Source organism: Streptomyces sp. NPDC040432 (assembly GCF_055595445.1).
Genome location: NZ_JBVIVP010000023.1, coordinates 1 through 22,975, shown reverse-complemented (window position 1 = coordinate 22,975; position 22,975 = coordinate 1). Strand labels below are relative to the sequence as shown.

The 22,975-nt window shown below is 71.1% G+C and carries 7 protein-coding genes; 5 read left to right on the top strand and 2 right to left on the bottom strand.

Annotation, left to right across the window (positions count from 1 at the left end; all coding sequences use genetic code 11):
- Window positions 1–39: 39 nt before the first annotated feature.
- Window positions 40–672: a response regulator gene (locus ACZ58N_RS31735; protein ID WP_471166903.1), complete on the bottom strand. Its 633-nt coding sequence runs from the start codon at window positions 670–672 to the stop codon at window positions 40–42.
- Window positions 665–1,942 (bottom strand): sensor histidine kinase, encoded by a 1,278-nt coding sequence (locus tag ACZ58N_RS31730; protein WP_471167102.1) that lies wholly within the window; start codon window positions 1,940–1,942, stop codon window positions 665–667. Before ACZ58N_RS31730 ends, ACZ58N_RS31735 begins: the two co-directional genes overlap by 8 nt.
- Before the next feature lie 172 nt (window positions 1,943–2,114).
- Here ACZ58N_RS31730 and ACZ58N_RS31725 point away from each other — a divergent pair, with 172 nt between their 5' ends.
- The 5 genes from ACZ58N_RS31725 to ACZ58N_RS31705 all read left to right on the top strand — a co-directional run.
- Window positions 2,115–2,663 (top strand): hypothetical protein, encoded by a 549-nt coding sequence (locus ACZ58N_RS31725; RefSeq protein WP_471166900.1) that lies wholly within the window; start codon window positions 2,115–2,117, stop codon window positions 2,661–2,663.
- Window positions 2,664–2,667: 4 nt separating this feature from the next.
- A complete protein-coding gene (locus tag ACZ58N_RS31720) occupies window positions 2,668–3,168 on the top strand; it encodes a PH domain-containing protein (RefSeq protein ID WP_281210584.1) in 501 nt (166 codons plus the stop codon).
- 14 nt (window positions 3,169–3,182) lie between these two features.
- The gene (locus ACZ58N_RS31715) at window positions 3,183–4,721 is read left to right on the top strand and encodes a PH domain-containing protein (RefSeq protein WP_471166897.1); all 1,539 of its coding nucleotides are present in this window, start codon (window positions 3,183–3,185) and stop codon (window positions 4,719–4,721) included.
- Window positions 4,722–5,020: 299 nt separating this feature from the next.
- The gene (asnB, locus tag ACZ58N_RS31710; protein ID WP_471166894.1) at window positions 5,021–6,865 is read left to right on the top strand and encodes an asparagine synthase (glutamine-hydrolyzing); all 1,845 of its coding nucleotides are present in this window, start codon (window positions 5,021–5,023) and stop codon (window positions 6,863–6,865) included.
- A gap of 268 nt (window positions 6,866–7,133) precedes the next feature.
- Window positions 7,134–22,975, top strand: a 15,842-nt coding sequence (locus ACZ58N_RS31705) for a type I polyketide synthase (RefSeq protein WP_471166891.1), incomplete at its 3' end; no start/stop codon positions are given.

Below are 22,975 nucleotides of genomic sequence, written 5' to 3'. Positions count from 1 at the left end.
CCCCCGGGACGGTCGGCCTCCCGCCCGACGGCCCGCCCGTCAGGACAGCAGACCCCGCTCCAGGGCGGCCATCACCGCCGCCGTGCGGTCCGACACCGACAACTTCTTGAACGACCGCAGCAGGTGCGTCTTGACCGTCGCCTCACTGATGAACAGCCGGCGCCCGATGTCCGCGTTGGTCCGGCCCTGCCTGACCAGTTGCAACACCTCGCGCTCCCGCTCCGACAGCACCGGCGGCTCCACCACCCGCGCCCGGAACAGCTTCGGCGCCAACGACGGCGTCAGCACCGTCTCGCCGCGGGCCGCCGCCTTCACCGCCTGCACCAGCTCGTCCCGGGAACTGCCCTTGAGCAGGTATCCCGCCGCGCCCGCCTCCACCGCGCGCAGGATGTCGGCGTCGTCCTCGTACGTGGTCACGATGACCACCTTGGTCCGCGGTGACTCGCGCAGGATGTGGCCCGTCGCCGCGACGCCGTCCATCGCGCCCATCCGCAGGTCCAGCAGGACGATGTCCGGCCTCAACCGGCCGGCCTGGAGCACCGCCTCCTCACCCGAACCGGCCTGGCCCACGACCCGGATGCCCTCGTCGAGCTCCAGCATCGCGGACAGGCCCTCCCGGACCACGGGATGGTCGTCGACGAGCAACACCCCGATCGGCTCGCGCTCACTCATCGTCCGGCTCCTCTCCCACCGGGCCCAGCGGCACCGTCATCTCGATGGTCGTGCCCGCTCCGGGGCTGCTGTCGACCTGCACCATGCCGCCGATCTCCCTCACCCGGGCCCGCATCCCGCGCAACCCGAAACCGCCCCGCGCGTCACCCTCGGAGTCGGCCGCGGGCAGGGCGTCGAGCCGGCCCCGCGCGTCGAAGCCCGCGCCGTCGTCGCGGACGACGAGCCGTACCGCCTCCGGCGCGTACGCCACCAGTACGTCCACCCTACGGGCCTCCCCGGCGTGCTTGCGCACGTTGGCGAACGCCTCCTGCGCCGAGCGCAGCAGCACCACGCTGACGGCCATCGGCAGCGGCTGCTCCTCGCCCCGGGCCGTGCACCGCACCGTCAGGCCCGTCTCCTCCATCAGCAGGTCCGCCTGCCGGCGCACGGCCTGCATCAGCGAGCTCTCCCGCAGGGCCGGCGGGGTCAACTTGGAGACGAAACCGCGGGCCTCGTCCAAACTGTCCCGGGCGACCCGTCCGGCCAGCCCGAGCCGGGACCGCGCCCGCTCGGGATTGACCGCGACCTCGGACTCCGCAGCCTGAACCAGACTGATGATGCTGGTCAGGCTCTGCGCCAGGGTGTCGTGGATCTCCCGGGCGAGGCGTTCCCGCTCGGCGGAGATGCCCGCCTGGTGCGACAGGTGCGCCTCCCGCTCCCGGCTGCGCCGCAACTCGTCGATCAACACGGCGCGTTCCGAGCTCTGCTGCACCACCCGGGTGATCCACACCCCGAGCAGCACCGACAGGGCAGTGCCGAGCAGCGAGATGGGCAGCACCGAGAGGATGTGCGGATCGAACTGCCCGCCCCGCAACCACACCACCGTCACCGGCCACAGGTTGGCCAGGACGACCAACACGATCGCGGGCGGCATCGGCAGGCTCATCATGAGCATGGGAACCACCGCGAACAGCGCGAAGGACCCGCCCAGGTCGAGGGTGCTGGAGGACGCGAACAGCAGGAACAGGCCGGCCGCGAACACGAGGTTGCGCCGGCCGTGCGTCCGCCGGATCATCGCTCTCCGGCCGAGGCCCGCGTACCAGGGCACCATCAGCGTCAGCGCGCCGATGGCGAGGGCCCGGTGGGCCTGGTCCTCGTCCGAGGTGAACAGCAGAACGACCGTGACGAGGTAGGAAACGGCGAAATAGCCGTCCCACAGACCGAACCAGCGGACCCCCGAGTCCGGCCCTCGTTCCCGAACGCCCCGCGGTACGTCCTCCTGCGTGTACATGTGCACGGAACCAGTCCTACCACGACGCCGACCGGTGTCCGTCGATCGGTTGACAGCCGGTCCCACCGATCAGTCGGCACCGGGCCCGCGCGCCCCGCCCTACGTTGGGGACAGCGGAAGGGATCCGCGACGACGGGTCGTCGCGGACATCGGGAAGGACGAGGTTGTACACGTGGGCCAGTTCACGACGGCGCTCCTCACCTGCGGGACGATCCTGGCCGCCGTCCTCGCGTCCGACTGCGGCAACCGGCGCGTCACCCGGGTGAGGATCGCCGGCCCCGCACTCGTGGCCGTCCTCGTCATCGCTGCCTGCGTACACTCCTTCCCGACGGCGGGCAACGACACGTCGCTGCATCTCGCCGGCATCGGGGTGGGAGCCATCTGCGGACTCGCGGCCGGTGCCCTGCTCCCGGCCCACCGGGCCCTCGCGGGAGACATCCGCAGCACCGGCGGCGCGGGCTACGCTGCGGTCTGGATCCTCCTCACCGGTGTCCAGCTCCTCTTCGCCTACGGCTGCGAGCACTGGTTCGGGCCGCGGACGGCCCGCTTGACCACCGAATACCAACTCAGCGGCAGCGAAGTGCTCGTGAGCGCGCTCGCGCTGATGTCGCTGTCGGCGGTCGCGGCCCGGACGGCGGTCCTGCTGTCCCGGCTGCGGACCGTACGGGCCGCCACGGCAACGGACACCGACCGATCGACATCGTTCCAGGAACAAGGGTGACGCAGTGCTGCACAACGAAGAACTGAGGCTCCGGCCTCCCCGCAACCGGGTCGAGACCCGCGCCATCGGCTGGTGGACCCTCCAGTCGTCCCTCTTCGCCCTGCCGCTCCCGATCGTCTTCGGCGTGCTGTGGCTCACCATCGCGCCCGCACGCTTCGTGTTCGGTCCGCTCTTCCTCGTCGCGCTCGTCCCCGGCCTCCTGTACATGGGCGTCATGCCGATGTGGCGCTACCGCGTGCACCGTTGGGAGATGACCGAGGAAGCCGTCTACGCCGCCTCGGGGTGGCTGTGGCAGAGGTGGCGGGTCGTTCCGCTCTCCCGCGTCCAGACCGTCGACATGCTCCGCGGGCCGCTCCAGCAGATGTTCGGGCTCTCGGGGATCACCGTCACCAGCGCCTCCTCCGCGGGCGCCGTGAAGATCAAGGGGATCGACCACCGGACGGCCACCGAACTCGTGGAGCAGCTGACCACGTCCACCCAGGCCGTACCGGGAGACGCCACGTGACACCGGACACCGCAGTGCGACAGCAGGATCACGCCGAGAGCGACGGTTGGGGGCGGCTCAACCCCCGACTGTTCCTCGTCAACCTCAGCGTCGTGGCCACACCGCTGGCCACCTTCGCCGCCACCACCGTCATCACCGGCGAGATCACCCTCCAGGTCCTGATCACCTTCGCCTCGTTCCTCATCACCTGCCTCGTCATCTCCGGCATCAGCATGATGCGCCTGCTCACCACCCGCTACCGCGTCACCGAGGACCGGGTGGAGCTCCACAAGGGACGGTTCTTCCGCAGCGAACGCTCGATCCCCGTCGACCGGATCCGTAGCGTCGACCTGACCGCCAACCCCCTCCACCGGATCTTCGGCCTCACCTCCCTGAAGATCGCCACCGGCGACCAGGCCACCTCCGGCGGCGGCCTGTCCCTGGACGGCCTCAGCACCCACGACGCCGAGGCCCTGCGCGGCCGGCTCAGCGAGCTCCGCCACGCCCGCCAGGGCCTGGAGACCGCCGACCCCGACACCGACGCCACCCTCGCCGCGCTCGACTGGGCCTGGCTGCGGTACGCGCCGCTGACCCTGTGGGGCGTCGGCGGTGTCTTCATCGCCGTCGGTACCGTGTACCGCACGCTGCACGAGATGAAGATCGACCCGCTGGAACTCGGCATCGTCAAGGACATCGAGGAGCGCTTCGGCTCCGTACCCCTCTGGTACGGCCTCCTCGTGGCCTTCGCCGTCATCGTCCTGATCGGCGTCGCCGGCTCGACGGCCACCTTCATAGAGGGCTGGGGCGGCTACCACCTGGACCGCCCCGAGACCGGCATGCTCCGCGTCCGCCGCGGCCTGCTCATCACCCGCTCCGTCAGCATCGAGGAGCAGCGCCTGCGCGGTGCGGAGGTGGCCGAACCACTGCTGCTGCGCTGGGCCGGAGGAGCCCGCGTCAAGGCCGTCGCGAGCGGCCTCGGCGACGAGGACGAGAACAGCAGCCGCAGCCGCCTCACCCCGCCCGTGCCGCTCGCGCTGGCCCGGGGCATCGCCGCCGACGTCCTCGGCGAGAGCGTCTCCCCGACCACCGCGGCGGAACTCGCTGCGCACCCCCGGGCCGCCCTGCGGCGCAGGATCAACCGCGCCCTGATCTGGTCCGTACTGATCGCCGCGCCCTTCGTGGGGCTCGGCCTCTGGCTCACCCCCGTGCTCGTGCACACCGGCTGGATCACCGCCCTGGCCGTGTTCTCCGTCGGCCTGGCCTTCGCCTTCGACGCCTACCGCAACCTCGGCCACGCCCTCCACGGCCCCTACCTGGTCACCCGCTCCGGAACCTTCACCCGCCGCACCGCGGCCCTCCAGCGCGACGGGATCATCGGCTGGTCCATCACCCGCTCCGCCTTCCAGCGCCGGGCCGGCCTGCTCACCCTGGGAGCGGCCACGGCAGCGGGCAACGGCGTGTACAAGGTGCGCGACGTGGCCGTCTCCGACGGCCTCGCCTTCGCGGAGGACGCCGTGCCCGGCCTGCTGGCCCCGTTCATCGAACGGGTCCCGGAGGGGGCCGGCGGGCGGTAGTCCGACACGCCTCGGCCCGACGGGAGTCGGGCGCGCGAGGGGGAGGGGTGGTCCCAGGTGACCGCCCCTCCCCCTTTTTTTGCGTGGCGATACCTTCTTGTGGCAGCACCGGCGTTCTCTTTATTCTTGCTTTACCTCAGCCCCTCTGACCATGAACTTCCTTTACCTCGACTTGCCTTGCTCTTTGCGATAGGGGCTCGTAGGGGATGTGGCCCGCCGTGGTCCGGACCTAGCGTCGGGGCCGACAGGCGCGTCCGTCGGGCGTCGAGAGGAAGCGCCGCGAGACTGAGGAGCACCACATGTGCGGCATAGCCGGCTGGATCGCCTACGACCGGGATCTGGCCCAGGAGTCCACGACCCTGGACCACATGGTCCGGACCCTGACCGGGCGCGGGCCCGACGCCGGAGGCAGGTGGATCGAAGGCCCCGCCGCACTCGGCCACCGCCGGCTCGCCGTCATCGACCTGGCCGGCGGCGTACAACCCATGCACGCCACCACCCCCGACGGCCGTGTCGCCCTCACCTACAGCGGCGAGGTGTACAACTTCGTCGAACTGCGCCAGGAACTACGCGGACGCGGCCACCACTTCCGCACCGCCAGTGACACCGAGGTCGTGCTCAACGCCTACCTGGAATGGGGCGAGGCCATGGCACCCAAACTCAACGGCATGTACGCCTTCGCGATCTGGGACGCCCGCACCCGCAAACTGGTCCTGATCCGCGACCGGATGGGCGTCAAACCGCTCTTCTACCACCCCACCACCGACGGGGTGCTCTTCGCCTCCGAACCCAAAGCGATCTTCGCCAACCCCCTGGCCAAGCCCGTCGTCAGCGCCCGCGGCCTGCGCGAGTTCGTCGCCTTCAACCGACCGCCCGGCGAAACCATCTGGGACGGCGTACACGAAGTGGTACCGGGCACCGTCGTCACCGTCGACCGGGCCGGCATCCGCAGCCACACCTACTGGCGGCTGGAAAGCCACGAACACACCGACGACCTCGACACCACCATCGACCACGTCCGCGAACTCCTCGACGACAGCGTCGCCCGCCAACTCGTCGCCGACGTCCCCACCTGCGTCCTGCTCTCCGGCGGCCTCGACTCCAGCGCCGTCACCGGCATCGCCGCCGAACACCGCGCCACCCAGGGACTACCCCTGCACACCTTCGCCGTGGACTTCAGCGGCGAGTCCGACGACTTCGTCCCCACCGGCGTCCACGGCAGCCACGACGCCGACTTCGCCACCGCGATGGCCCGCCACGCCGGCACCGAACACACCGACATCGTGCTCAGCCCGGCCTCCGTCGCCGACCCCGAAGTACGCCGCCAGGTCGTCATCGCCCGCGACAGCCCGGCGGGCCTCGGCGACATGGACGTCTCCCTCTACCTCCTGTTCAAAGCCATCCGCGAACGCTCCACCGTCGCCCTGTCCGGCGAGGCCGCCGACGAGGTCTTCGGCGGTTACGGCTGGCTCCACAACCCCACCGTCCAGGAAAGCGACACCTTCCCCTGGATCACCGCCGGCATGATCGGCGCCACCCCCAACACCCAACCCGTCGAGATGTACAACCTCGACACCCTCATCGCGCTCAACCCGCTCGAAACCGTCGCCGACAACTACGCCACCGCCCTCGCCGAGATCGGCCGCATCGACTCCGAAACCCCCCACGAACAGCGCATGCGCGTCATGTCGTACCTGCACCTCACCCGCTTCCTGCGGATGATGCTCGACCGCAAGGACCGCATGAGCATGTCCGTCGGACTCGAAGTCCGCGTGCCCTTCTGCGACCACCGCCTCGTCGAATACGTCTACAACACCCCCTGGTCCATGAAGACCTACGACGGCAGGGAGAAGAGCCTCCTGCGCGGCGCCACCAAGAACCTCCTCCCGCGGTCCGTGATCGAACGCACCAAGAGCCCCTACCCCGTCATCCAGGACTGGCGCTACGCCGAGGCACTCCAACAGAACGCCAAGGAACTCCTCGGCGACGACGGCCCCGTCTTCCAGATCGTCAGCCGCGACTGGCTCGGCGAAACGGTCCTGGCACCCCCCGAGAGCCTCACCCCGGCCGCCCGCAACGGACTGGAACGCGCCCTCGACACCGCGATCTGGCTGGACGTCCACCGCCCCGAGATCCGCATGTAGCACCAACCGCGCCACGGGCCGACAGGGGCAACACCCCTGCCGGCCCGCACCCATTTCCACCGGACACGGAAAACCATCCCCGGAATTCTTGCCATCACCCCCACTCCGAGGGCATTATGATCCGGTCGCACACACATATTCATCGCGCAATCCGCAGCGCCACCGCATAGGGGCCCCTAGGGGCCTGTTAGGGGTTTCTGCGGCACCTCTCCCGTGCCAGGGTCATAACCGGTCTTAGGTTTCTCTGCACGGAGTGATGGAGCGCGCGATGTTGAACGAATCCCAGGATTTCGCGGACGAAATCGACGGCGCCCCCCAGGCCGGCGGAACCCAGGACGTCAGCAGCGGCGACAGCCCCGAACAGTGGCGCGAACACCTCGCCGGCCTCACCGAGGGCGAACAGCACACCACCCTCCTCGACTGGGTCTCGACCCTGGTGATCGCCTCGCTCCGCGACAACGCACCCACCACGCTCGACGCCCACCGCTCCTTCCTGGACCTCGGCTTCGACTCCCTCGCCGCCGTCGACCTGCACGCCCGCCTCGTCGCCGGCACCGGCCTCCGGCTGCCCGTCACCCTGGCCTTCGACCACCCCACCCCCGCCCACCTCGCCCGCCGGATCCACACCCTCCTCCTGGGCCTGACCACCCCCACCGAAACCCCCGTCGCGGCGGCCATCAGCAGCGACGAACCCATCGCCATCGTCGGCATCGGCTGCCGATTCCCCGGCGACGTCGATTCCCCCGAAGCGCTCTGGAACCTCGTCGCCGACGGCACCGACGCCATTTCCGAATTCCCCACCGGGCGCGGCTGGAACCTCGACTCCCTCTACGACCCGAACCCCGACAGCCCCGGCACCACCTATGCCCGCGAAGGCGGATTCCTCCACGACGCCGACCAATTCGACGCCGCATTCTTCGGAATATCCCCCCGCGAAGCCACGGCCATGGACCCGCAGCAACGCCTGCTGCTGGAAACCTCCTGGGAAGCCTTCGACCGGGCGGGCGTCGACCCCGCCCAGCTCCGCGGCGGCCAGGTCGGCGTCTTCGTCGGCGCCGAAACCCAGGAATACGGCCCCCGCCTGGAGGACGCCGCCGACGGATACGAGGGCTACCTCCTCACCGGCAACGCGGCGAGCGTCGCCTCCGGCCGCATCGCCTACACCTTCGGCTTCGAAGGCCCCACCGTCACCGTCGACACCGCCTGCTCCTCCTCACTCGCCGCCCTGCACCTCGCCGTCCAGGCCCTGCGCACCGGCGAATGCTCGATCGCACTCGCCGGCGGCGTCGCCGTCATGGCGAGCCCCGGCTCGTTCGTCTCCTTCAGCCGCCAGCGCGGCCTCGCCCCCGACGGCCGCTGCAAGCCCTTCGCGGCCGCCGCCGACGGAACGGCATGGGGCGAAGGCGCCGGCATGCTCCTCGTGGAACGCCTCTCCGACGCACGCGCCAACGGCCACCGCGTCCTGGCCGTCGTCCGTGGCACCGCCATCAACCAGGACGGCGCCAGCAACGGCCTGACCGCACCCAGCGGCCCCGCACAGCAGCGCGTCATCCGACAGGCCCTCGCCAACGCCGGCCTGTCGGCCGCGGAAGTCGACGCCGTCGAAGCGCACGGCACCGGCACGACCCTCGGCGACCCGATCGAAGCCCAAGCCCTCCTCGCCACCTACGGCCAGGACCGCCCCGCGGACCGACCCCTGTGGCTGGGCTCCCTCAAGTCGAACATCGGCCACACCCAGGCCGCCGCCGGCGTCGCCGGCGTCATCAAGATGGTCATGGCGATGCGGCACGGCGTACTGCCCCGCACCCTCCACATCGACGAGCCGACCCCGCACGTCGACTGGGAGGCCGGAGCCGTCAACCTGCTGACCCGACCCGTCGACTGGCCCACCACCGACACCCCGCGCCGCGCCGGCGTCTCCTCCTTCGGCATGAGCGGCACCAACGCGCACGCCATCATCGAAGAACCGCCGGCCGAGGACCGCGACGACCGGACGCCAACGGCCCACGACCCGATCGACCACCCGGCGCCCGACCCGGCCGTCGAGCCGGTCGCCCCCACCGTCGAAGGCCCGCTGCCCTGGATCCTGTCCGCCAAGACCACCGAAGCCCTGCGCGCCGCCGCCGGACGCCTCGGCGACTGGCTCGACACCCGCCCCGAGACCGACCCCCTCGACATCGGCCACTCCCTCGCCGCCACCCGCGGCCGCTTCGACCGTCGGGCCGTGATCCTCGGCGACGACCGCACCGCACTCACGCACGGCCTGCGGGCCCTCGCCGACGCGACCGACACACCCTCCGTCGTCCACGGCGACCCCGCCACCGGACGCCTCGCCGTCCTCTTCACCGGCCAGGGCAGCCAGCGCCCGGGCATGGGCCGCGAACTGTACGACACCTACCCGGTGTTCGCCGACGCCCTCGACGACACCTGCTGGTACCTCGATGAACAACTCGAACACCCCCTCCTCGACGTCCTGTTCGCCGAGGAAGGCACCCCCGAAGCCGCCCTCCTCCACCAGACCGGGTACACCCAGCCGGCGTTGTTCGCGGTCGAGGTGGCGTTGTACCGGCTCGTCGCATCCTGGGGCGTCAAGCCCGACTTCGTGGCAGGCCACTCGATCGGCGAGATCGCCGCCGCGCACGTCGCGGGCGTGTTCTCCCTGGAGGACGCCTGCGCGCTGGTGGCGGCGCGTGGCCGGTTGATGCAGGCGCTCCCGGGCGGTGGCGTGATGATCGCCGTTCAGGCGTCGGAGGCGGAGGTTCTGCCGCTGCTGACCGACCGGGTGAGCATCGCGGCGGTCAACGGTCCGCAGTCGGTCGTCATCGCCGGTGACGAGGACGCCGCTGTCGCGGTGGTGGAGTCCCTCGGTGAGCGCAAGAGCAAGCGGCTCACCGTCAGCCACGCGTTCCACTCGCCGCACATGGACGGCATGCTCGACGAGTTCCGCCGCATCGCCCAGGTCATCGACTACGCCGCACCCACCCTCCCCGTCGTCTCCCTCCTCACCGGAACCACGGCCACCGCCACCGAACTGGCCGACCCCGAACACTGGGTCCGCCACGTCCGCGAATCCGTCCGCTTCCTCGACGGCGTACACACCCTCCGGACACGAGGCGCCGACTCCTTCCTGGAACTCGGCCCCGACCCCGTCCTCACCACCCTGGCCCAGGACTGCCTGCCCACCGACCCGCAGCAGCCCACCACCCCGACCTTCGCCGCAGCCCTGCGCTCCGGCCGCGACGAAGCCGCCACCCTGCTCGACGCCGTCGCCCGCATCTTCGTACGAGGCACCGACGTCGACTGGGCCGCGCTCTACACCGGCAGCGGCGCCCGCACCGTCGAACTCCCGACGTACGCCTTCCAGCGACAGCGCTACTGGATGGACGCCCGCACCCCCACCGACGGGCCTGCCACGGCCCCCGCCCACCGGACCGACCCGGCCGACAGCGCGTTCTGGGACGCCGTCGAACTCCAGGACGTGGCCGCGCTCGCCGCCACCCTCGAACTCGACGCGGACGGCGAGCAACCGCTGAGCGACGTCGTCCCCGCCCTGTCCGCCTGGCGCCGCCGCGTACGGACCCGGTCCACGGTGGACGGCTGGCGGTACCGCGACGCCTGGAAGCCGCTGGTCGATGCCGGGACCCGTGGGTACCCGTCCGGGACCTGGCTGCTGCTGGTACCCGCCGGTGCCGTCGACGACGAGCCCGTCGCGAACGCGCTCGTCGGGCGAGGCGCCGAGGTGCGTCGGGTCGTGGTCGAGGCCGGCACCGGTCGGGAGGGCCTGGCCGATCTGCTGTCGGACGTCGGGGCTGTGGCCGGCGTGGTGTCGCTGCTCGCGCTGGACGAGTCCGCCGGAGTCGTCGCCACGGCTGTTCTGGTGCAGGCGTTGGGTGATGCCGGGGTGGGGGCGCCGTTGTGGTGCGTGACCCGGGGTGCGGTGAGTGTGGGTCGTTCGGATCGACTCGTGTCGCCGGTTCAGGCGCAGGTGTGGGGTCTGGGTCGGGTCGCGGCCCTGGAGGCGCCCGAGCGTTGGGGTGGTCTGGTTGATCTTCCCGAGGTGTGGGACGAGCGGGCCATGGGCCGGCTGGTGGGTGTCCTGGCCGGTGGCGCCACCGGTGAGGACCAGGTCGCGGTTCGTTCCTCCGGTGTGTTCGGGCGTCGTCTGGTCCGGGCTGCCGCCGTTCAGGGCGAATCCTCCTGGGTTCCTTCCGGGACGGTTTTGGTGACCGGTGGTACGGGTGCTCTGGGTGGTCGGGTTGCCCGGTGGTTGGCCGACGCGGGTGCGGAGCGCCTGGTGCTGACGAGTCGGCGGGGTGCGGATGCTCCTGGCGCCGGTGAGTTGGTGGCGGAGTTGTCGGGGTTGGGTGTGGAGGTTTCGGTGGTGGCGTGTGATGCCGCCGACCGGGACGCGCTGCGTGCCCTCCTCGCGGCGGAGGCGGAGACGCTGACCGCGGTGATCCACACGGCGGGGATTCTGGACGATGGCGTTCTGGACGCGTTGACGCCGGAGCGGTTCGAGAGCGTACTGCGGGCCAAGGCCACGTCCGCGTTCAACCTGCACGAGTTGACGGTCGAGCTCGGTATCGAGCTGTCGGCGTTCGTTCTGTTCTCCTCGATGAGCGGGACCGTCGGTGCTGCCGGACAGGGCAATTACGCCGCTGCGAACGCGTACCTGGATGCTTTGGCCGAGCAGCGTCGTGCTTCCGGTCTGGTGGCGACGTCCCTGGCCTGGGGTCCCTGGGCCGACGGCGGTATGGCCGCCGACGAGGCGATGGACGCCCGGATGCGACGCGAGGGCGTACCGCCCATGGCGCCGGACGCCGCGATAGCAGCTCTGGCACAGGCCGTGGGCGCCGGTGAGAGCACCCTGACCGTCGCCGACATCGACTGGGACCGCTTCGCGGTCGCCGTGGCCGCCGTACGACCCAACCCGCTTGTTCTCGACCTCCTCACCGCCAAGGCCACGGGCGAAGCCGCGATCACTGGCCACGGCACCGTCGTCACGGGCGCCGACGTCGCAGGAGCCGCGTTCGCGAAGCTCGGCGAGCTGCCCCGAGCCGAGCAGGACCGGGAGCTCCTCGCCCTGGTCCGTTCACAGGTCGCCGCCGTGCTCGGGCACGAGGGCGCGGACGCCGTCGGCGCCGAACGCGCCTTCAAGGAGCTCGGGTTCGACTCCCTGACCGCCGTGGACCTGCGCAACCGCCTGGGCGCGGCCACCGGCCTGAAGCTTCCCACCACCCTCGTCTACGACTACCCGACCTCGTCGACACTCGCCGAGTACCTGCGGGGCGAACTCGGGGGCGGCAGCGGAGCGCCCGTCGCGGACTCCGCACTGCCGACGGCCACCCCGACAGACGGTGATCCGATCGCGATCGTCGCGATGAGCTGCCGATTCCCCGGCGGTGTACGTACCCCCGAAGACCTCTGGCGACTGCTCGCCCACGGCACGGACGCCGTCGCCGAATTCCCCGCCGACCGCGGCTGGGACCTCGACGCGCTCTACGACGCCGACCCGAGCACGCAGGGCACCTCGTACACCCGCGAGGGCGGATTCCTTTACGACGTCGCGGACTTCGACGCCGACTTCTTCGGGATCTCGCCGCGCGAGGCCACGGCGATGGACCCGCAGCAGCGCCTGCTGCTGGAAACGTCGTGGGAGGCCTTCGAGCGCGCCGGCATCGACCCCGCTGTGCTCAAGGGCAGCCGGGCGGGCGTCTTCGTCGGCACCAACGGCCAGGACTACCTCTCCCTGGTCGCGGGCGAGGCCGACGGGCTTGAGGGCCACGTCGGCACGGGCAACGCCGCAAGCGTCGTCTCCGGTCGCCTCTCCTACGTGTTCGGGCTGGAAGGACCGGCCATCACGGTCGACACCGCCTGCTCGTCCTCCCTCGTCGCCCTGCACCTGGCGGTTCAGGCCCTGCGTCAGGGCGAGTGCTCCATGGCGCTCGCCGGTGGCGTCACCGTGATGTCCACCCCCGATGCCTTCATCGATTTCAGTCGTCAGCGTGGGCTTGCGGCGGATGGTCGGATCAAGGCGTTCGCGGCGGGTGCGGACGGTACCGGTTGGGGTGAAGGCGTCGGCATGCTGCTCGTGGAGCGGCTGTCGGACGCCCGCCGCAACGGACACCCCGTCCTCGCGGTGGTCCGTGGTTCGGCGATCAACCAGGACGGTGCGAGCAACGGTCTGACCGCGCCGAACGGCCCGTCGCAGCAGCGGGTGATCCGGCAGGCGTTGGCCAGTGCGGGTCTGTCGGCGGCGGACGTGGACGCGGTGGAGGCGCACGGTACGGGTACGAAGCTCGGGGACCCGATCGAGGCGCAGGCGCTCCTTGCCACGTACGGGCAGGAGCGTGCCGAGGGGCGGCCGTTGCTGCTGGGTTCGATCAAGTCGAACATCGGGCACACGCAGGCCGCCGCCGGTGTCGCCGGCGTCATCAAGATGGTCATGGCGATGCGCCACGGTGTCCTGCCCCGGACCCTGCACGTCGACGCGCCCACCCCGCACGTCGACTGGACGACCGGCGACGTCGAGATCCTCACCCAGGATCGGGAGTGGCCGGCAACCGGCCGCCCGCGCCGGGCAGGCGTCTCCTCGTTCGGCCTGAGCGGCACCAACGCCCACACCATCATCGAAGAAGCCCCGGTCCCGGCCGAGCCCACTGCCGCCGAACAGCACGCCGGTGGCACCACTCCGGCCCTTCCGTACATCATCACCGGTAAGAACCCCGACGTCCTGCGCGCCCAGGCCGGCCGGCTCGCGTCGTGGCTGGCCGGCAACCCGCAGGCCGTCGCCCTGGACACCGCGTACTCCCTCGCCGTCGAGCGGACGAAGTTCGACACCCGGGCCGTCCTGGTCTCGGCCCCCGCCGACCGCGAAACGCTGACGGCCGGCCTTCGCCGGCTCGCTGCGGGCGAGCCCGCGCAGGGCCTCGTCCAGGGCACGGTGTCGGGTGGCTCGCGAGCCTTCCTCTTCACCGGCCAGGGGAGTCAGCGGCTGGGGATGGGGCGCGAACTGTACGACGTCCAGCCCGTGTTCGCCGACGCGCTGGACGCGGTGTGCGCCCGCTTCGACTCGCGCCTCGACGTGCCGTTGAAGGACGTGCTGTTCGGGTCCGAAGCAGAACCCCTGGACCGCACCGAGTACACCCAGCCGGCGTTGTTCGCGGTCGAGGTGGCGTTGTTCCGGCTCCTCGAATCGTGGGGTGTGCGGCCGGACTTCGTGTCCGGGCATTCGATCGGTGAGATCGCCGCCGCGCATGTGGCGGGTGTGCTGTCGTTGGACGACGCGTGCGCGCTGGTAGCGGCGCGTGGCCGGTTGATGCAGGCGCTGCCGGCGGGCGGGGTGATGATCGCGGTGCAGGCGTCGGAGGCGGAGGTTCTGCCGCTGCTGACGGATCGGGTGAGCATCGCTGCGGTCAACGGTCCGCAGTCGGTGGTGATCGCCGGTGACGAGGATGCCGCTGTCGCGGTGGTGGAGTCTCTCGGTGAGCGCAAGAGCAAGCGGCTCACGGTGAGCCACGCGTTCCACTCGCCGCACATGGACGGCATGCTCGACGACTTCCGCCAGGTGGCCGCAGGGCTGACGTACGAGGCCCCGCGGATCCCGCTGGTATCGAACCTCACCGGCGCTCTCGTCACCGACGAGATGAACTCGGCCGAATTCTGGGTCCGGCACGTGCGGGAAGCCGTTCGCTTCGCCGATGGTGTGCGGGCCCTGGAGGCGGCGGGCGTCTCGACGTACGTCGAGATCGGCCCCGACGGAGTGCTGTCCGCACTGGCCCAGGACTGCCTGACCGGCGACGCCGACGCAGCGTTCGTACCGGTCCTGCGCGCGGGTCGAGCGGAGTCGGAGTCCGTGGTCACGGCCGTGGCCGAGGCACACGTCCGGGGCATGGAGGTGGACTGGGCCGCCTTCTTCGGCGGTACGGGCGCCGTACGGGGCGAGCTGCCGACGTACGCGTTCCAGCGACAGCGATTCTGGCCCGAGACGACCGCGCCGAGCGGCGCACCCGCACCCGGCCCGGCGGTCGACGGAGTGGACGCAAGGTTCTGGGAGGCCGTGGAACGCGGCGACCTCGCCTCTCTCCTGTCCGAACTGGAGGTCGCCGACGACGCCAGCTTCAGCGACTTCGTCCCTGCTCTGTCGGCCTGGCGTCGACAGGGTCTGGAACAGGCACAGGTCGACGGCTGGCGGTACCGGGCGTCGTGGAAGCCCCTCACGGCTCCGGCGCTCACCTCGGCGGCGCCCGGGGGGCAGTGGCTCGTCGTCGCTTCCGCCGCGACCGAGGACGAATCCTCGACCACGGCCGTCGCGGACGCCCTGACCGGCCGGGGAACCGAGGTCCACCGGGTACTGGTCGAAGCCGGCTCGGATCGGGCAGCGCTGGCCCAGCGGCTGTCCGACGTGGCCCCCGGACCCGTCACGGGTGTGGTGTCGCTGCTGGCCCTGGACGGGGCGGCGGGTGTGATGGACACGGCTGTTCTGGTGCAGGCGTTGGGTGATTCCGGGGTGGGGGCGCCGTTGTGGTGCGTGACCCGTGGTGCGGTGAGTGTGGGTCGTTCGGATCGGCTTGTTTCGCCGGTTCAGGCGCAGGTGTGGGGTCTGGGTCGGGTTGCGGCGCTGGAGGTCCCTGAGCGTTGGGGTGGTCTGGTCGATCTTCCCGAGGTGTGGGACGAGCGGGCCATGGCCCGCCTGGCCGGCGCGTTGGCCGGTGGCGCCACCGGTGAGGACCAGCTCGCCGTTCGTTCCTCCGGTGTGTTCGGGCGTCGCCTGGTCCGTGCTGCCGCCGTTCAGGGCGACCCCTCCTGGGTTCCGTCCGGGACGGTTTTGGTGACCGGTGGTACGGGTGCTCTGGGTGGCCGGGTCGCTCGGTGGTTGGCCGGTGCGGGTGCGGCACGTCTGGTGCTGACGAGCCGGCGGGGCGCGGATGCGCCCGGTGCGGCCGAGTTGGTGGCGGAGTTGTCGGGGTTGGGTGTGGAGGTTTCGGTGGTGGCGTGTGATGCCGCCGACCGGGACGCGTTGCGTGCGGTCCTGGCCGCCGAGGCGGAGACGCTGACCGCGGTGATCCACACCGCCGGGATTCTGGACGATGGCGTTCTGGATGCGTTGACGCCGGAGCGGTTCGAGAGCGTGCTGCGGGCCAAGGCCACGTCCGCGTTCAACCTGCACGAGTTGACGGTCGAGCTCGGTATCGAGCTGTCGGCGTTCGTTCTGTTCTCCTCGATGAGCGGGACCGTCGGTGCTGCCGGGCAGGGCAATTACGCCGCTGCCAACGCGTACCTGGATGCTCTGGCAGAGCAGCGTCGCGCTTCCGGTCTGGTGGCGACGTCGATCGCGTGGGGTCCGTGGGCCGACGGCGGCATGGCCGCCGACGAGGCCCTTGAGGCCCGGATGCGCCGGGACGGCGTACCGCCCATGGACGCCGATCGGGCGATCCGAGCTCTTGGGCAGGCCGTCGGTTCCCGGGACGCCGCCGTCACGGTGGCCGACGTCGCATGGGACCGGTACCTCTCCCAGCACACCGCCGTACGCCGCAGCGAACTGTTCGGCGACCTCCCTGAAGTACGCGCGACCCGCGCGGCGGCGCAGGCGGGGACCGACGCCCACGGACGGGCCGACATGCACGCCGGCCTGCCGCGCACCCTGTCCGGCAGGCTCGCCGTCCTCACGCCCGCCGAGCAGGAGCGAGAGCTCCTCACTCTGGTCCGCACGCACGTCGCCGCCGTCCTCGGCCACGACGGCTCCGAAGCAGTGGGTGCTGAACGCGCCTTCAAGGAACTCGGGTTCGACTCGCTCACGGCCATCGAGCTGCGAAACCGCCTCGGAGCGGCGACGGAACTGCGGCTTCCCGCCACGCTCATCTACGACTACCCCACGTCCGCGGCCCTGGCCGACCACCTTCGTGCCGAACTCGTGGGTGGCGTCCCCGTCTCCGGCGCGCTGCTGCCCGTCGCCTCGGCCGTCGACGGCGATCCGATCGCGATCGTCGCGATGAGCTGCCGATTCCCCGGCGGCGTGCGCACCCCCGAAGACCTCTGGCAGCTCCTCGCCCAGGGCACGGACGCGGTGGCCGGTTTCCCGGCCGACCGCGGTTGGAACCTGGAGCGGCTCTACAGCCCCGACCCCGACCGGGCGGGTACGTCGTACACGCGTGAGGGCGGGTTCCTTGCCGACGCGACGGACTTCGACGCCGACTTCTTCGGGATCTCGCCGCGCGAGGCCACGGCGATGGACCCGCAGCAGCGCCTGCTGCTGGAAACGTCGTGGGAGGCGTTCGAGCGCGCCGGCATCGACGCCGGGACACTGCGCGGCAGCCGGGCGGGCGTCTTCATCGGTACCAACGGCCAGGACTACCTCTCCCTGGTCGCACGCGAACAGGACGGTCTGGAAGGCCACGTCGGCACCGGCAACGCCGGCAGCGTCATGTCCGGTCGCGTCTCCTACGTGTTCGGGCTCGAAGGCCCCGCCGTCACCGTCGACACCGCCTGCTCGTCCTCCCTCGTCGCCCTGCACTGGGCCGTCCAGGCGCTGCGACAGGGGGAGTGCACCCTGGCCCTCGCCGGTGGCGTGACGGTCATGTCGACGCCCGAGAACTTCATCGATTTCAGTCGCCAGCGTGGGCTTGCGGCGGATGGTCGGATCAAGGCGTTCGCGGCGGGTGCGGACGGTACCGGTTGGGGTGAAGGCATCGGCATGCTGCTCGTGGAGCGGCTGTCGGACGCCCGCCGCAACGGACACCCCGTCCTCGCGGTGGTCCGTGGTTCGGCGATCAACCAGGACGGTGCGAGCAACGGTCTGACCGCCCCGAACGGGCCGTCGCAGCAGCGGGTGATCCGGCAGGCGTTGGCCAGTGCGGGTCTGTCGGCGGCGGACGTTGACGCGGTGGAGGCGCACGGTACGGGTACGAAGCTCGGGGACCCGATCGAGGCGCAGGCGCTCCTTGCCACGTACGGGCAGGAGCGTGCCGAGGGGCGGCCGTTGCTGCTGGGGTCGGTGAAGTCGAACATCGGGCACACGCAGGCCGCCGCCGGTGTCGCCGGCGTCATCAAGATGGTCATGGCGATGCGGCACGGTGTCCTGCCCCGGACCCTCCACGTCGACGCGCCCACCCCGCACGTCGACTGGACGACCGGCGACGTCGAGCTGCTGACCGAGTCCGTGCAGTGGCCCGAGACGGGCCGCCCGCGCCGGGCCGGCGTCTCCTCGTTCGGCATCAGCGGCACCAACGCCCACACCATCATCGAGCAGGCGCCGGAATCCGAGCCGTCCACGAACAGCCCCGCGCTGCCCGCCGCACGACCGGCACGCATCGTTCCCTACCTCCTGTCCGGGAAGACGAAGGAAGCCCTGCGGGCCCAGGCGGCGGCCCTCACCGCACACCTGGACGCCGCCGCACGCATCGAGGGAGCGGCCGCCACGGTCGCCCTCGACGTGGCCTACTCGCTGGCCACCAGCCGCGCCCACCTCGACCACCGCGCCGCCACCCTCCTGACCATCGGTGAGGACACGGACCTGCGGACCGCCCTGAAGGACCTCGCCGACGGCGAGACCTCGGCCCGACTCACCACGGCCACGGCCACGGCCCGTGACGGCGGGCGCACCGCCTTCCTGTTCACCGGCCAGGGCAGCCAGCGCCTCGGGATGGGACGTGAACTGTACGACGCCTTCCCGGAGTTCGCGGACGTCCTGGACGCGGTCTGCGCCCACATGGATGACCGGCTGGAACTGCCGCTGAAGGAGGTGCTGTTCGGGTCGGACGTGGAGTTGCTGGATCGGACCGCGTTCACGCAGCCGGCGTTGTTCGCGGTCGAGGTGGCGTTGTTCCGGCTCGTCGAGTCGTGGGGTGTGAAGCCGGACTTCCTGTCCGGGCACTCCATTGGCGAGATCGCTGCCGCGCATGTGGCGGGCGTGTTCTCCCTGGAGGACGCGTGCACACTGGTGGCGGCGCGTGGTCGCCTGATGCAGGCGCTGCCGGCGGGTGGCGTGATGATCGCCGTGCAGGCGTCGGAGGATGAAGTCCTTCCGCTGCTGACGGACCGGGTGAGCATCGCGGCGGTGAACGGTCCGCAGTCGGTCGTGATCGCCGGTGACGAGGACGCGGCGGCCGTGGTCGTGGCGGCCCTCCCGGACCGGAAGACCAAGCGGCTCACGGTGAGCCACGCGTTCCACTCGCCGCACATGGATGCCATGCTCGACGACTTCCGCCGGGTCGTGGAGGGGCTGTCCTTCGGCGCCCCGCACACTCCGATCGTCTCCAACCTGACCGGTGCCCTGGTCACCGAAGGGGAGATGGGTACGGCGGAGTTCTGGGTCCGGCACGTCCGCGAAGCCGTCCGCTTCCTCGACGGCATGCGCGCCCTGGAAGCCGCAGGTGCGACGGCATACGTCGAGCTGGGACCGGACGGCGTGCTGTCGGCACTGGCGCAGGAGTGCGTGACGGAGGAGGATGCTTCCCCCCTCGTTCTGCCCGTGCTGCGCAAGGGCCGCTCCGAGGTCGAGAGCCTCGTCGACGCTGTCGCCCAGGCTCACGTTCACGGTGTGGCCGTCGACTGGGCCGCGTTCTTCGCCGGTAGCGGTGCCCGCCGGGTCGACCTGCCGACGTACGCCTTCCAGCGCCGGCGGTACTGGCCCCACGCGGCGGCGTTCGTGGGCGGGGACCCCGAGGCGATCGGTCTCGGCGACGCCGAGCACCCGCTGCTGGGTGCGACCGTCGCGCTCGCCGACTCCGAAGGCGCGATCCTGGCGGGCCGCCTGTCCCTCGACACCCACCCCTGGCTCGCCGACCACACGATCCACGGTGGTGTGCTGCTGCCGGGCACGGCCTTCGTCGAGCTGGCCGTTCGCGCCGGTGACCAGGTCGGATGCGACGTGGTCGAGGAACTGACGCTGGAAGCCCCGCTCGTCCTGCCCGAGCGCGGCGGCGTACAGCTCCAGCTCGTGGTCGAGGCACCGGTCGCAGGAGGCGGACGCCCCTTCGCCGTCTACTCCCGACGCCAGGACGGGGCCACGGAAGACCTGTGGACGCGCCACGGGTCCGGCGTGCTGGCCGTTGGTGCCCGGTCGGAGGCGGCAGCCGGCTTCGACGCGCCGGCGGTATGGCCGCCCGTCGATGCCGTCGCCGTCGACGTGAGCGGACTGTACGAGGAACTCGCCGAGAGCGGTGTCACCTACGGGCCGCTGTTCCAGGGTTTGAAGGCGGCCTGGCGGCGTGGTGGTGAGCTGTTCACCGAGGTGGTGCTGCCGGAGGACGGGCGTCGTGACGCGGCGCGGTTCGGTCTGCACCCGGCCCTGCTCGATGCCGGTCTGCACGCCATCGGCCACGGCGACCCCGCCACGGCCGCCGAGGGTGCCTTGTTGCCGTTCTCGTGGGCCGGGGTGTCGCTGTTCGCAGCGGGTGCTTCGGCGTTGCGGATGCGGTTGACGCCGGTGTCCGCGGATGATCCGCACACGCTGGCGTTGTTGGTCGCGGACGAGTCGGGTCGGGCGGTGGCGGCGGTGGAGTCGCTGACGCTGCGGCCGGCTTCGGCCGAGCAGGTCAACGCCGCCGCGGGCAGCCACGTGGACTCCCTCTTCCGCGTCGAATGGGTGCCCGCGCCCGCCGCCGCAGCCGAGGCCGTGGGCCTCCGGTGGGCCGTGCTCGGCGACGACCGGGTCGGTCTGGGAACCACGGATGCGCAGGTCACCGAATACGCCGATGCCGCCGCCCTGGGCGCGGCCCTGGACGCCGGGGCTCCGGCCCCCGACGCCGTCTTCGTACTGCCGGATGTCTTCTCGGACCCCGCCGACACGGTCGGTTCTGTGCACGCGGCGGTGCACGCGGCTCTGGAGACGGTGCGGGGTTGGTTGGCGGACGATCGGTTCGCGGGGACGCGGCTGGTGTGGTTGACGTCGGGTGCGGTGGCCGTCGGTGCCGGTGAGGGTGTGCGGGACCTGGCGGCCGGTGCGGTGCGCGGCCTGCTGCGTTCGGCACAGTCGGAAAACCCCGGCCAGCTCGTCATGCTGGACCTGGACCCCCAGGGTGCGTCGGCGGCGGCCGTACCCGCCGCGCTGGCCACCGGCGAACCGGAACTCGCGGTCCGGGGCGGCGCCGTCAGCGTGCCGCGCCTGGTGCGCGTACCGTCCTCGGACAGCGTCTCGGGCAACGATTCCGACGGCATCACCGAGATGCCGTCCGGGTTCGGAGCCGGATCCGGCACGGTGCTCGTCACCGGTGCCACGGGCAGCCTGGGTCGGTTGTTCGCCCGTCATCTCGTGACCGCGTACGGGGTGCGGCGTCTGCTGCTCACCAGCCGTCGGGGTCCCGACGCCGAGGGTGCCGACGAGCTGGTGGCGGAGCTCGCAGGGTTGGGTGCCCAGGTGGATCTTGTGGCCTGTGACATCGCCGACCGTGACGCGCTCGCCGCCCTGTTGGACCTCGTACCGGCCGAGCACCCGCTGACGGCCGTGGTGCACACCGCAGGAGTCCTGGACGACGGCGTACTCTCCTCGCTCACCCCCGAACGCGTGACCACCGTGCTGCGCCCGAAGGTCGACGCAGCGTGGAACCTCCACGAACTCACCCGCGAACTCGACCTCTCGGCCTTCGTCCTGTTCTCGGGTGCGGCTGCCGCGTTCGGTGCGGCCGGTCAGGCCAACTACGCGGCGGCGAACGCCTTCCTGGAGGCCCTGGCCGAGCAGCGTCGGGCAGCGGGTCTGCCGGCAACTGCGCTGGCCTGGGGCCTGTGGGCCCCGCAAGCGGGCAGTGACAGCGGCATGGCATCGACCCTCGACGAGGTCGACCTGCGCCGCATCGCACGGGACGGCGTCGCCGCCCTCGCGGCAGACGAGGGGCTTGCGCTCTTCGACGTCGCGATGGTGATGGGTGCGGCGGTGTTGGTGCCGATGCATCTGGATGTGGCGGTGTTGCGGGCGCAGGCGGTGTCGGCGGGTTCGGTGCCGGCGTTGTTGCGTGCGCTGGTGCGGGTTCCGGCGCGGCGGATGGTGGAGCGGCGTGGTGGTGGTGCGGCGGATCCGGGTTCGTCCGTGCTGGTGTCGCGTCTGCTCGGGCTGCCGGTGGCGGAGCACGAGGGTGTGTTGCTGGAGCTGGTGTGCGGTCGTGTGGCGGCCGTTCTGGGTCATGGGGGTGCCGAGGCGGTCGACGCCGAGCGTGCCTTCCGGGACCTGGGCTTCGACTCGCTGACGGCTGTGGAGCTGCGCAACGTTCTGAAGGCGGAGACCGGTCTGCGGCTCCCGCCGACGCTGATCTTCGACTACCCGACGCCGCACGCTCTGGCCCGCCACCTGCTGGACGAACTCGCTGTGACCGATGCTTCCGGTCCGCGAGGTGAGCACGGCCTGCGGACACCAGTACGGAACTCCGTGGGCGTCGCCGACGATCCGATCGTGATCGTGGGTATGGGGTGCCGTTTCCCGGGTGGGGTGCGGACGCCGGAGGATCTGTGGCAGTTGGTGTCGTCGGGTGGGGACGGTATTACCGGGTTCCCGACGGATCGTGGTTGGAACGTGGAAGGGCTGTATCACCCGGATCCGGATCATGCGGGTACGTCGTACACGCGTGAGGGCGGGTTCCTGCATGATGCGGCGGAGTTCGATCCGGCGTTCTTCGGTATTTCGCCGCGTGAGGCTCTTGCGATGGATCCGCAGCAGCGGTTGCTGTTGGAGACCTCGTGGGAGGCGTTCGAGCGGGCGGGTATCGACCCGACCTCGATGCGTGGCAGCCGCACCGGTGTCTTCGCCGGCGTCATGTACCACGACTACGTCACCGGAATAGGCATGGGCGACGGCGCCGGCGGTGCCGACGAACTACCCGAGGGAGTCGAGGGCTACCTCGGCACCGGCAACGCGGGCAGCATCGCCTCCGGACGCATCGCCTACACCTTCGGGCTTGAGGGTCCGGCGGTGACGGTGGACACGGCGTGCTCGTCGTCGTTGGTGGCGTTGCACTGGGCGATTCAGGCGTTGCGGCAGGGTGAGTGCGACATGGCGCTCGCCGGTGGTGTGGCGATCATGGCGACACCGGAGACGTTCATCGATTTCAGTCGTCAGCGTGGTCTTGCCGCGGATGGTCGGTGCAAGTCGTTCGCGGAGGGTGCGGACGGGACGGGTTGGGC